General features: G+C 63.2%; 11 protein-coding genes. 6 read left to right on the top strand and 5 right to left on the bottom strand.

The features are described from left to right. The 5 genes from IG169_RS19570 to IG169_RS19550 form a co-directional block, all read left to right on the top strand. A partial coding sequence (locus tag IG169_RS19570; protein WP_193177943.1) for an aldehyde dehydrogenase family protein occupies positions 1-165 on the top strand: 165 nt, incomplete at its 5' end. 174 nt (positions 166-339) lie between these two features. Beyond that, positions 340-609: a 30S ribosomal protein S15 gene (gene rpsO / locus IG169_RS19565; protein ID WP_193177951.1), complete on the top strand. Its 270-nt coding sequence runs from the start codon at positions 340-342 to the stop codon at positions 607-609. Positions 610-856: 247 nt separating this feature from the next. Beyond that, a complete protein-coding gene (pnp, locus tag IG169_RS19560) occupies positions 857-2986 on the top strand; it encodes a polyribonucleotide nucleotidyltransferase (RefSeq protein ID WP_193177942.1) in 2130 nt (709 codons plus the stop codon). 82 nt (positions 2987-3068) lie between these two features. Next, complete coding sequence (locus IG169_RS19555) at positions 3069-4082, top strand: class I SAM-dependent methyltransferase (RefSeq protein WP_193177941.1); 1014 nt, start codon at positions 3069-3071, stop codon at positions 4080-4082. 38 nt (positions 4083-4120) lie between these two features. After that, complete coding sequence (locus tag IG169_RS19550) at positions 4121-5356, top strand: oxidoreductase (protein ID WP_193177940.1); 1236 nt, start codon at positions 4121-4123, stop codon at positions 5354-5356. A gap of 15 nt (positions 5357-5371) precedes the next feature. Here IG169_RS19550 and IG169_RS19545 read toward each other — a convergent pair whose 3' ends face one another. From IG169_RS19545 to fabA, 4 genes are all read right to left on the bottom strand, one after another. Next, on the bottom strand, positions 5372-6907 hold the full coding sequence (locus tag IG169_RS19545) for a putative bifunctional diguanylate cyclase/phosphodiesterase (protein WP_193177939.1): 1536 nt from the start codon (positions 6905-6907) through the stop codon (positions 5372-5374). Positions 6908-7004: 97 nt separating this feature from the next. After that, on the bottom strand, positions 7005-7814 hold the full coding sequence (gene fabI, locus IG169_RS19540; RefSeq protein ID WP_193177938.1) for an enoyl-ACP reductase FabI: 810 nt from the start codon (positions 7812-7814) through the stop codon (positions 7005-7007). A 31-nt stretch (positions 7815-7845) separates the two neighbouring features. Continuing rightward, entirely contained in the window at positions 7846-9066 is a 1221-nt protein-coding gene (fabB, locus tag IG169_RS19535) for a beta-ketoacyl-ACP synthase I (protein ID WP_193177937.1), read from the bottom strand. Between the two features lie 55 nt (positions 9067-9121). After that, complete coding sequence (gene fabA, locus IG169_RS19530; RefSeq protein WP_193177936.1) at positions 9122-9637, bottom strand: 3-hydroxyacyl-[acyl-carrier-protein] dehydratase FabA; 516 nt, start codon at positions 9635-9637, stop codon at positions 9122-9124. Between the two features lie 188 nt (positions 9638-9825). On the opposite strand from fabA, the gene irrA reads away from it, so the two are divergent. Beyond that, complete coding sequence (irrA, locus tag IG169_RS19525) at positions 9826-10239, top strand: iron response transcriptional regulator IrrA (RefSeq protein ID WP_193177935.1); 414 nt, start codon at positions 9826-9828, stop codon at positions 10237-10239. A gap of 12 nt (positions 10240-10251) precedes the next feature. Here irrA and IG169_RS19520 read toward each other — a convergent pair whose 3' ends face one another. Next, complete coding sequence (locus tag IG169_RS19520; protein ID WP_193177934.1) at positions 10252-10851, bottom strand: SH3 domain-containing protein; 600 nt, start codon at positions 10849-10851, stop codon at positions 10252-10254. Positions 10852-10901: the final 50 nt, after the last annotated feature.

Here is a 10901-nt window from a genome sequence, read left to right as displayed (position 1 = left end):
CAGCGCGTCGCCCGGCAGCTGCGCGCCGGCATGGTGAGGGTCAACGGCGCCGGTCTCGGCGCCGGCCACCCCTTCGGCGGCTACAAGCAGTCCGGCAACGGACGCGAGGGCGGCAAATGGGGCATCGAGGATTTCCTCGAGGTCAAGATCATCAGCGCACGCTGACGGTGCACGGCTGGCGCGCAGGCAAATAGGACTGGTATTTCCGGTTCATTTCGCTTATATGCGCGCCAGCATTCACCAAAATGCGAATAACGGCCCGTGCTGGACGACATCCCGGCACAGGGCGGCTTACCCGAACAACTGGGGCGCAAGCTCCGCATAACGAAAGGACATACGATGTCGATTACGCCTGAGCGCAAGGCTGAGCTCATCCAGAAATTCGCTGCCAAGGCCGGTGACACCGGTTCGCCGGAAGTCCAGGTTGCGATCCTGACCGAACGGATCACCAACCTGACCGAACACTTCAAGGACCACAAGAAGGACAATCATTCCCGCCGTGGCCTCCTGAAGATGGTCTCGCAGCGCCGCAGCCTGCTTGATTACGTGAAGCGCAAGGACGTCGAGCGTTATCAGAAGTTGATCACTGAACTCGGCATTCGCCGCTAATTTTTTGGCGGACCGGCCCTGCCGGTCCGCTTTTTGCCTTCTCCGGATGGCATGAATCCGGAAACCGGCCGGCGGGCCCCAGGAAAGGACCGCTGCCAGACCCGAGGGAGCTTCGGGGCAGGATTGCCGGCTGCTTGAGACACCCCACCCAAGCATCCTGTCGTCTTGCCCGTCGCTCGTTCAAAACGAAGATAGGGGAACCGCCGCCACCGGGCCGCGGATATGCCCCGCACAACAAGGACAAGACATGTTCAACAATCACAAAGTCGAAATCGAATGGGGCGGCCGTCCGCTCATTCTCGAAACCGGCAAGATCGCCCGCCAGGCCCACGGTTCCGTGATGGCCACCTACGGCGAAACCGTCCTGCTTGCCACGGTCGTTTCCGCCAAGGAAGCCAAGCCGGGTCAGGATTTCTTCCCGCTGACCGTCAACTATCAGGAAAAGACGTTTGCCGCCGGAAAGATCCCGGGTGGCTTCTTCAAGCGCGAAGGCCGTCCTTCGGAAAAGGAAACGCTGACCTCGCGCCTGATCGACCGTCCGATCCGCCCGCTCTTTCCCGCCGGCTACAAGAACGAGACCCAGGTAGTCCTGACCGTTCTGCAGCATGATCTGGAAAATGATCCGGACGTGCTGGCCATGGTCGGCGCCTCTGCAGCCCTGACCCTGTCGGGCGTGCCTTTCATGGGCCCGATCGGCGGCGCGCGCGTCGGCTACATCAACGGCGAATACGTGCTCAACCCGCACGTCGACGAGATGGTGGAAAGCGTTCTCGACCTCGTTGTCGCCGGCACGCAGGATGCCGTGCTGATGGTCGAGTCGGAAGCCAATGAGCTTTCCGAGGAAGTCATGCTCGGCGCGGTCATGTTCGGCCATCGCGGCATGCAGCCGGTCATCAACGCCATCATCAAGCTCGCCGAAGTGGCGGCCAACGAGCCGCGCGAATTCTCGCCGGAAGATCTTTCCGCGCTTGAAGCCGAGATGGACGGCATTGCTTCCGCCGACCTGGCGAAGGCTTATACCATCACCGACAAGCAGGACCGTTACACCGCCGTTGACGCTGTCAAGGACCGGGTCAAGGGCCATTTCGCTCCGGCCGAAGGCGAAAGCGCCAAATGGACCGCCGAGCAGGTGGGAAGCGTCTTCAAGTCGCTGCAAGCCAAGGTGGTCCGTGGCAACATCCTGAAGACCAAGACCCGCATCGATGGCCGCGATCTTTCGACGGTTCGCCCGATCGTCTCGGAAGTCGGCGTTCTGCCGCGGACCCACGGTTCGGCCGTGTTCACGCGCGGTGAGACGCAGGCGATCGTCGTCGCGACGCTCGGCACCGGCGAGGACGAACAGTTCGTTGACGCGCTGACGGGGACCTACAAGGAAACCTTCATGCTGCATTACAACTTCCCCCCTTATTCGGTGGGTGAAGCGGGTCGCATGGGTTCTCCGGGCCGTCGCGAGATCGGTCACGGCAAGCTGGCATGGCGCGCCGTGCATCCGCTGCTGCCGAGCGCGGAGGAATTCCCCTACACGCTGCGCGTAGTGTCCGAGATCACCGAATCCAACGGTTCGTCCTCCATGGCGACCGTCTGCGGCACCTCGTTGTCGCTGATGGATGCCGGCGTTCCGCTGAAATCGCCGGTGGCGGGCATCGCCATGGGCCTGATCAAGGAAGGTGATGATTTCGCCGTCCTCTCCGACATTCTCGGCGACGAGGATCATCTCGGCGACATGGACTTCAAGGTTGCCGGTTCTGCCAACGGCGTGACCTCGCTGCAGATGGACATCAAGATTCAGGGCATCACCGAGGAGATCATGAAGGTCGCCCTCGGCCAGGCCCGCGACGGCCGTCTGCACATCCTCGACGAGATGGCCAAGGCACTGTCGGAAAGCCGTTCGGAACTCGGCGAGTTCGCGCCGCGCATCGAGCAGATGAAGATCCCGGTCGACAAGATCCGCGACGTCATCGGTTCGGGCGGCAAGGTGATCCGCGAGATCGTCGAGCAGACCGGTGCCAAGATCAACATCGAGGACGACGGCACGGTCAAGATCGCATCGGCCTCCGGCAAGGAGATCGAGGCGGCCAAGAAGTGGATCCACTCCATCGTCGCCGAGCCGGAAGTCGGCGAGATCTACGAGGGCACGGTCGTCAAGACCGCCGATTTCGGCGCTTTCGTCAATTTCTTCGGTCCGCGTGACGGTCTCGTTCACATCTCCCAGCTCGCACAGGAGCGCGTCGCCAAGACGACCGACGTCGTCAAGGAAGGCGACAAGGTCTTCGTCAAGCTGATGGGCTTCGACGAGCGCGGCAAGGTCCGCCTGTCGATGAAGGTCGTCGACCAGGAGACCGGCAACGAAATCCCGCGCGAAGAAAAGGCCGACTGATCGGCCCGACCGCTTCAAACGGACACCGGCGCGGGGCATATTGCCCCGCGCTTTTTTTGTCAGCAGGGAAAGTCGGCCGGTTATGAGCGGTGCTGTCGAAACATTGTTCCTGCCCTTTGCCTCCGGCGATATCGATCCGCCGGCCGAGGGCGCGCGCTGGGCCTTCCTGAATGCCGCAGCGTCAGTCGCGCCGCTCGACGACGCATTCCGCGCGGCGCTTGTTTGCGAACAGGGGTTCCGCCCGCAGTTCCTGGCCTTGGAGCGCGCCGGATACCAGGCCTTTCCGGACCTCGATACCAGTGGCGAGCGCTTTGCCGGCTGCCTCGTCATCGCCGGCAAGCACAAGGTCGAAAACCACGCCATGATCGCCCGTGCCGCCCGCATGGCCACGCCGGACGGCATCGTCGCCGTGTGCGGCGACAAGACGCTTGGCATCGCCAGCCTGCGCAAATGGGTCGCGGACCGTGCCGAAATCGCCGGGTCGCTCGCCAAGCACCACGCGACCGTTTTCTGGTTCCCGGCGCCGCAGGCGGATGCCTTCGCCGATACCGAGACCGCGCCGGCCCTCGCCGACGGCCGCTTCGAGACGGCGCCCGGCATGTTCTCCTCGGCGAAACCCGATCCGGGCTCTGTCCTGCTCGCCGGACATTTCGATCACAGGATTGCCGGCGCCGTTGGCGATTTTGGCTGCGGCTGGGGCTATCTCTCCGCGCATGTGCTGGAACGCGGCCGGCCGGAAAGCCTTGCGCTTTACGAGGCGCATTACCCGTCGCTGAAGGCGGCCGAACGCAACCTTGCCGCTCTGTCCGGCGCCGTCCCGGTCTCGACCCATTGGTGGGACCTGACCTCGGAACCGGTCGCTCGCCAGTTCGACTGGGTCGTCATGAACCCGCCCTTCCATTCCGGGCGTGCCTCCGAGCCCGATATCGGCAAGGCCTTCATCGCCACCGCGTCGAAGGCGCTCAAGCCCGGCGGCCGGCTTCTCATGGTAGCCAACCGCAAGCTGCCCTATGAGCAGGCGCTGGCTTCGGGCTTTCGCCGGGTCGAGGAAAAGACGGTGAGCGATGGCTACAAGGTGATCGAGGCGATGCGCTAGGGCAAATTTGACACACCCGCCATTCTGTAAAGACTGCAATGCGGGGGAGTGTTCGACAGGAGGCCCGCATCGCCGCGCCGACGAAAGCCGCTGCCATTCTCGCCCGCCCGCTGGCGCTGCCCTGTGGCGTCGTCCTTCGCAACCGGCTCGTCAAATCCGCAATGTCCGATTCGCTCGGCGACGGCGCGGGCAATCCGACCCGGGATCAGGCATGTCTCTATCAGCGCTGGGCGCGGGGTGGCGCCGCCGCCGCGATCGTGGGCGAGGTTCAGACCGATCCGTTCGCCCTGGAAAAGCCGGGAAACCTGGTTCTGGCGCCGGATTCCGATCCCGAGCCTTTCAGCCGCCTGACCGGATGCGGGCGCGAAAACCACGGCCATATCTGGGCACAACTGGGTCACGCCGGAGCGCTTGCCTATGCTCCGCTCGGAAGGCCGCGGGGGCCGTCGGCCATCGATATGCCCGGCCTTTCCTGCGCGCAGATGACAGCCGGCGAAATCAGGGATATCCCGGCGCTCTTCGCCGCCGGAGCTGAACGCGCCAAGGCGGCCGGCTTCACCGGCGTACAGATCCATGCCGCGCACGGCTTTCTCCTGTCGCAGTTCCTGTCGCCGCTGTTCAACCGGCGAACGGACGATTGGGGCGGAGCCCTGCCGCGCCGCGTGCGCCTCCTCATGGAGTCGATCGAGGCCGTCAGAGCGGCTGTCGGCGCCGGTTTTCCGGTCGCCCTCAAGATGAACTGCACCGACAGGCTCGAGGGTGGCCTCCACGAAGAGGACGCGGCGGAACTCGTCGGCCTCATCGACGCGACGTCGATTGATCTGGTCGAGGTGAGCGGCGGGACCTATTTCCCGGGCGCCAAGCCGGCTGGCGGCGGCCGCGGCGGAGGTCCCTACTTTGTCGATTTCGCGCGCGGCCTCCGCTCCCGCACCTCGAAGCCGCTAATGGCAACCGGTGGCTTCAAGTCCCTGGCCCAGGTCGCGGACGCGCTGGAGAGTGGCGCTGTCGATTTCGTCGGTCTGGCCCGCGCATTCGTCATGGATCCCGATCTGCCCGGCAAGTGGATACCGGGCTCTGGGCCCGATCCGCATTTTCCCCGGTTCGCCGCGACGACGCCCGGCGCCGTCACCGCCTGGTACACGATGCGGATCGCGATGCTTGCGGAGGGGCGGGAAGACGGGTTCGCGGACAGTGCCGAAAAGGCGCTTGATCGTTACGAGCGGCGCGATGCTGCCCGTCACGAAAGCTGGCGTGCGCGTTTCGGCAATCCGTGACCGGAAGACGTCTTCCTAGGCTTTTAATGCCAACGGCACGACCGTCCGGTCGGAATGCATCAGCTGCAGCGGCTTGCCGAAATAATAGCCCTGCATCAGCGTGCAGCCTGCCGCCCGGAGCAGGATGACCTGGTCCTCGGTTTCCACGCCTTCCGCGAGAATCGCGACATCCAGGGCATGCGCCAGGTTGACGATCGTCGAGACCAGCGCGCCGGCATTTTCCTTCTCGCCGAGCCGCGCCACGAGCGACCGGTCGAGCTTCAGCTTGCTGAACGGCAATTCCGCCAGATAGCCGAGATTGGAATAGCCCGTGCCGAAATCGTCAATGGCGATCGAGCAGCCGAGATGGCGGATTTGCTCGAACTGCTCTCGCACCTCGTCGTGATTGCAGATCAGGATGTTTTCCGTGATCTCGATTTCGATGCGGCCGGGGTCGGTATGGGTTTGCTCGAGGATTTTCGCGAGATCGCTGACGAAAAACGGGCTTTCCAGCTGTTTCGGCGAGACGTTGACCGCGATCGTGACGCCGGGGTCGAGAAGCCTCGAATCCTCGCAGGCCCGACGGATGACCCACTTGCCGATCTGGCCGATCAGGCCACGCATTTCCGCCACGCAGATGAACTCCGATGGCGGAATGACGCCTTTTTGCGGATGCGTCCAGCGCAACAGCGCCTCGTATCCCACCGTCTTGCCCGACAAGTTGTTGACCTGCGGCTGATAGACGAGATCGAATTCGTCATTGGCGAGCGCGCGCGGCAGTTCCGACTCGATCCACTTGCGGTAGCTCGCGCTACGCGTCATTTCCGGGTGATAGATCGCCCAGTTGCCGAGCCCGCTCGAGCGCGCCGTTGCCCGCGCCAGCTTGGTGCGCCGCAGCGTCTTGGCGACCGAAAGATTCCCGCGGGTCAGTTCGACCAGCCCGGCGGTGCAGAAGACCGTGATCGTTTTCCGGTCGGCATTGACCGGTTTGGCGACCTCGTCGATCACCGACGACATGACCGCCGACAACTCATGGTCATCGCGGCTCAATTCGATGGCGAAGGCGAACTCGCTGCCGCCGATCCGCGCAACCGGGCCGTATTTGCCGACCAGTCGCGCCAGCCGGCCTGCGACCACGCGCAGCACCGTGTCGCCGGTCTCGAGGCCGTGCGCGTCGTTGATGTCCCGGAAGGCATCGATCTCGACCGAAACGAGCATCCAGCGGCCGGTGCCCCGACCTATGCGCTTTTTCGGTGAGAACAACCGCAGCAGTTCCTGTTCCAGGCCTTTTTTCGACAACAACTCCGTCATCGGGTCGGTCAGGGTCGACGGCTCTTGGGATCTGGACGGTCTCTGCAGGCTCAGGAAATAGACATGGGCGCATCCCGCACCGGCGAAGGCTGCCAGGGCGGCAATGGCGCCGCCGAGAAGCGAAAGGCCAAACGTCTCCGCCGAGCCGATGCGCGTCAGCATCAAGGCCCAGAACGCCAGCGAGGCGGCACCGAAACCGCTTGTAAAAATCGTGATCAGGCGAAACAGCTCAGATCGCCTTGTTACCGAATTGAAATTCATATCAACCCCACGAGAGTTCGCAGGTTGCCATGTATTTCCTAAGAAGCGGTTTCCTTTCCGTCAGTACCCTGTTCTGCCGAAGTCATTTCGCTATCAACTACTTTGCGTCAAGTTTTCGCAGATCGTCCATCACGGGCATCGACATGATGTTGTATCCGGAATCGACATAGTGAATTTCGCCGGTTACGCCGGAGGACATGTCCGAAAGCAAATATAGCGCGGATTGACCGATTTCTCCGATATCCACCGTGCGGCGCAGCGGAGAATTGCGCTGCTGATAGGAAAACATCTGCCGCGCGTCGCCGATCCCGGCGCCGGCGAGCGTGCGCACCGGGCCGGCCGAGATGGCGTTGACCCGGATCTGTTCCTCGCCGAAATCGGCCGCCAGGTAGCGCACCATCGCTTCGAGCGCGGCCTTGGCGATGCCCATGACGTTGTAGTTGGGCATGACGCGCATCGAGCCGCCATAGGTCAGCGTCAGCAACGATCCGCCCTTGTTGAGCAGCGGCGCCGCCTGCTGAGCGATCTCGGTGAAGGAATAGGCGGAAATCACCATCGTGCGCACGAAATTGTCGCGCGTCGTCACGTCGAGGTAACGCCCCTTGAGCTGCGTCTTGTCGGAAAAGCCGATGGCATGGACGACGAAGTCGAGCGACCCCCATTCGGATTTCAGCGTCTCGAACGCCGCCGTCACGCTTTCGGTGTCCTCCACGTCGCACGGCAGCAGCAGGGTCGAGCCGATCTCCTCGGCCAGCGGCTTCACGCGCCGCCCGAACGCCTCGCCCTGAAAGGTCAGCGCAATCTCGGCGCCCTGCGCGGCCAGTGCCTTGGCGATACCCCAGGCGATGGAATGATCGTTCGCCACGCCCATGATCAGGCCGCGTTTTCCAGCCATCAAACCATTCATGCTGTATTTCCTTTCAGCGCGTTACGGACGCTCATCCGTTGAAACGTTGGAAGACCAGAGTGGCGTTGGTTCCGCCGAATCCGAACGAATTGGAGAGCACCGTGTCGATCTTTGCGTTGTCGATGCGTTCGCGCACGATCGGCATGCCCTCGAATTCCGGGTCGAGCGTGTCGATATGGGCGCTCTTGCCGATGAAACCGTTCTGCATCATCAGGATCGAGTAGATGGATTCCTGCGCGCCCGCAGCGCCGAGCGAATGCCCGGTCAGCGATTTAGTTGACGAGATATGCGGCATTTCCTCGCCGAAGACCTCGCGGATCGCCGCCATCTCGCGCGAATCCCCGACCGGCGTCGAGGTGCCGTGCGTGTTGATGTAGTCGGCCTTGCCGTCGACCGTGGCCATGGCCTGGCGCATGCAGCGCACCGCGCCCTCGCCGGACGGCGCGACCATGTCATAGCCGTCCGAAGTGGCGCCGTATCCGACAATCTCGCAATAGATCTTGGCGCCACGCGCCTTTGCGGTCTCGAGTTCCTCGAGTACCAGAACACCTGCGCCGCCGGCGATCACGAAGCCGTCGCGGTCGACATCGTAGGCGCGCGAGGCGGATGCCGCTTGGTCGTTGAACTTCGAGCTCATCGCGCCCATTGCGTCGAACAGGTTGGACATCGTCCAGTCGAGGTCTTCATGCCCGCCGGCGAAGACCCTGTCCTGCTTGCCCCACTGGATCAGTTCGTAGGCGTTGCCGATGCAGTGCGCCGAGGTCGAGCAGGCCGACGAGATCGAGTAGTTCACGCCGTGGATCTTGAACCATGTCGCAAGCGTTGCGGACGCAGTCGACGACATCGCCTTCGGCACGGCGAACGGCCCGATGCGCTTCGGCGATCCATTTTTGCGCGTGATGTCGGCGGCGTCGACGATCGTGCGCGTCGACGGGCCGCCCGAGCCCATGATGATGCCTGTGCGCTCGTTGGTGATCTCGGTTTCCCCGAGGCCCGCGTCGGCGATCGCCTGATCCATGGCGACGTGGTTCCACCCCGCGCCCTTCGACAGGAACCGCATCGCGCGGCGGTCGACCAGCTCGCTCGGGTCGAGCGTCGGCGCGCCCCAGACCTGGCAGCGGAAGCCGTGTTCTGCGAAATCCTCGGAGAAACTGATGCCCGACTTCGCGTCGCGCAGCGAGGCGGTGACCTCTTGCGCGTTGTTGCCGATGGACGAGACAATTCCGAGGCCGGTGACGACGACGCGTTTCATGAAAGCCTCCCTGGCTTTTCCGGGGGGCGATCCCGTGCCCCGCATTTCAGTTATGTCAGGCTGCCTTTTCCTGGAAAAGCCCGACGCGCAGGTCCTTCGCCTGGAAAACCGTTTCGCCATCGGCCTTGACCCAGCCGTCCGCGATGCCGAGCACCAGCCGGCCGCGCATCACGCGCTTGAAGTCGATTCCGTATTCGACGAGCTTGGTCTCGGGCGTCACCATGCCGGTGAACTTGACTTCTCCGGTCGAGATCGCGCGGCCCTTGCCCGGTTCGCCGAGCCAGCCGAGGAAAAATCCCGTTAATTGCCACAGGGCGTCGAGGCCGAGACACCCCGGCATGACCGGATCGCCGATGAAATGGCACGGGAAGAACCAGAGGTCGGGCTTGATGTCGAATTCGGCGCGGATGAAGCCCTTGCCGTTTTCGCCGCCGGTCTCGCTGATCTCGCTGATTCGGTCAACCATGAGCATCGGCGGGGCCGGCAACTGCGCATTGCCCGGGCCGAACATCTCGCCGCGCGCGCAGGCCATAAGCTCTTCGTAAGAGTAACTTGATTTCTGTTCGGCCATCGGCTGAAAAACCTCTCTATTCTCCCACCGTCGCGCGCGCACGCACACCCAGTAGCGCTCCTTTTGGCAAAAGGTGCGCCTATTGATTGCTCAAGCCATAGCGAATATATGATGGCAACTGCAAGTGACAGGATAAATCGTATCTTTGCACGGACTTAAGGCAGGATACCGTAACGCCGGGTAGGAATTTGGGTCAGTCAGGGGCAGATATACGGCGCAAGCTGCAGGGTGCCGGGCTTCGTCCGACGCGTCAGCGGGTCGCGCTCGCCGAATTGCTGTTCGCCAAGGGCGACCGCCACCTTGCCGCGGAAGACCTGCACGGTGAAGCCGTGAGTTCCGGTGTGCCGGTCTCGCTTGCCACCGTCTACAACACGCTGCACCAGTTCACCGGCGCCGGCATGCTGCGCATCCTCGCCGTCGAGGGAACGCGCACCTATTTCGACACCAATACCTCCGATCACCATCATTTCTACATCGAGGATGAGGGCGAGGTGATCGACGTCCCGGTCTCGAACCTCAAGGTGGAAAATCTTCCCGAGCCGCCGGAAGGCATGGAAGTCGCCAATATCGACGTGGTGATTCGCTTGCGCCGCAAGCGCTGACCGGCCGCCGTCCTATTTGATCACTTCGTCCGGATAGGCGCCCCACAATTCGGCCTGGTTTACATAGCCGCGCAGCGTCCGCTTGTCGTATTTGACCTCGAGTTCGCACCACGCGCCATCGCAGGAATCGAGCTTGCCGATGACGCCGGGCTCCAGATAGGCGACGACACCGGCCTGCGCCGCCGGCGTGTTGTAGAGAACCACCGTGTCTTTCGCTGTTCCCGTCGCCTTGCGCCACGGCGACGTGATCGCGGTGCGTGTTCCCGACAAGAGCGAACCGTAGATCCAGCCGGTCGTCCCGTCGGCGTCGCGCACGCGCCGCCAGTTGTCATATTCCTGGATGACCTCCAGCGGTAGCCCGCTTTTCACGTAGCGGTAGGCGACCGCGTAGTCCTCGCCCGGTCCGACCCGCAGGTTCACTTTGGTCGCCTTCAGGCTGACGAAGCGCGGCAGCGGCAGGCCGCTCGGTCCCTTGTTGATCGAGCCGGTGGTCTGCGCCATTGCGGGCGCGGCCGAAAGAGCGTCGAGGGAAAGGACGCCCAGGGCAAGAACGGCGGCAGACAGGGTGGAAGTGACGGCGGAAACAGGGAAACCGGCGTTACGCAGTGGCATTGTGTCTCGGACCTTTTTACGCATCTGGCGCGGGAAGGGCGGCATCGGCT

The organism is Oricola nitratireducens, from assembly GCF_014904745.1.
Taxonomy (GTDB): domain Bacteria; phylum Pseudomonadota; class Alphaproteobacteria; order Rhizobiales; family Rhizobiaceae; genus Oricola; species Oricola nitratireducens.
This window is presented reverse-complemented; position numbering and strand designations above follow the sequence as displayed.

Coding starts and splice junctions, on each gene's coding strand:
- fabI (WP_193177938.1), bottom strand. CDS start 7,814: ATGAATGGTTTGATGGCTGGAAAACGCGGCCTGATCATGGGCGTGGCG.
- IG169_RS19520 (WP_193177934.1), bottom strand. CDS start 10,851: ATGCCACTGCGTAACGCCGGTTTCCCTGTTTCCGCCGTCACTTCCACC.
- IG169_RS19545 (WP_193177939.1), bottom strand. CDS start 6,907: ATGAATTTCAATTCGGTAACAAGGCGATCTGAGCTGTTTCGCCTGATC.
- IG169_RS19550 (WP_193177940.1), top strand. CDS start 4,121: ATGCGGGGGAGTGTTCGACAGGAGGCCCGCATCGCCGCGCCGACGAAA.
- fabB (WP_193177937.1), bottom strand. CDS start 9,066: ATGAAACGCGTCGTCGTCACCGGCCTCGGAATTGTCTCGTCCATCGGC.
- pnp (WP_193177942.1), top strand. CDS start 857: ATGTTCAACAATCACAAAGTCGAAATCGAATGGGGCGGCCGTCCGCTC.
- rpsO (WP_193177951.1), top strand. CDS start 340: ATGTCGATTACGCCTGAGCGCAAGGCTGAGCTCATCCAGAAATTCGCT.
- IG169_RS19555 (WP_193177941.1), top strand. CDS start 3,069: ATGAGCGGTGCTGTCGAAACATTGTTCCTGCCCTTTGCCTCCGGCGAT.
- fabA (WP_193177936.1), bottom strand. CDS start 9,637: ATGGCCGAACAGAAATCAAGTTACTCTTACGAAGAGCTTATGGCCTGC.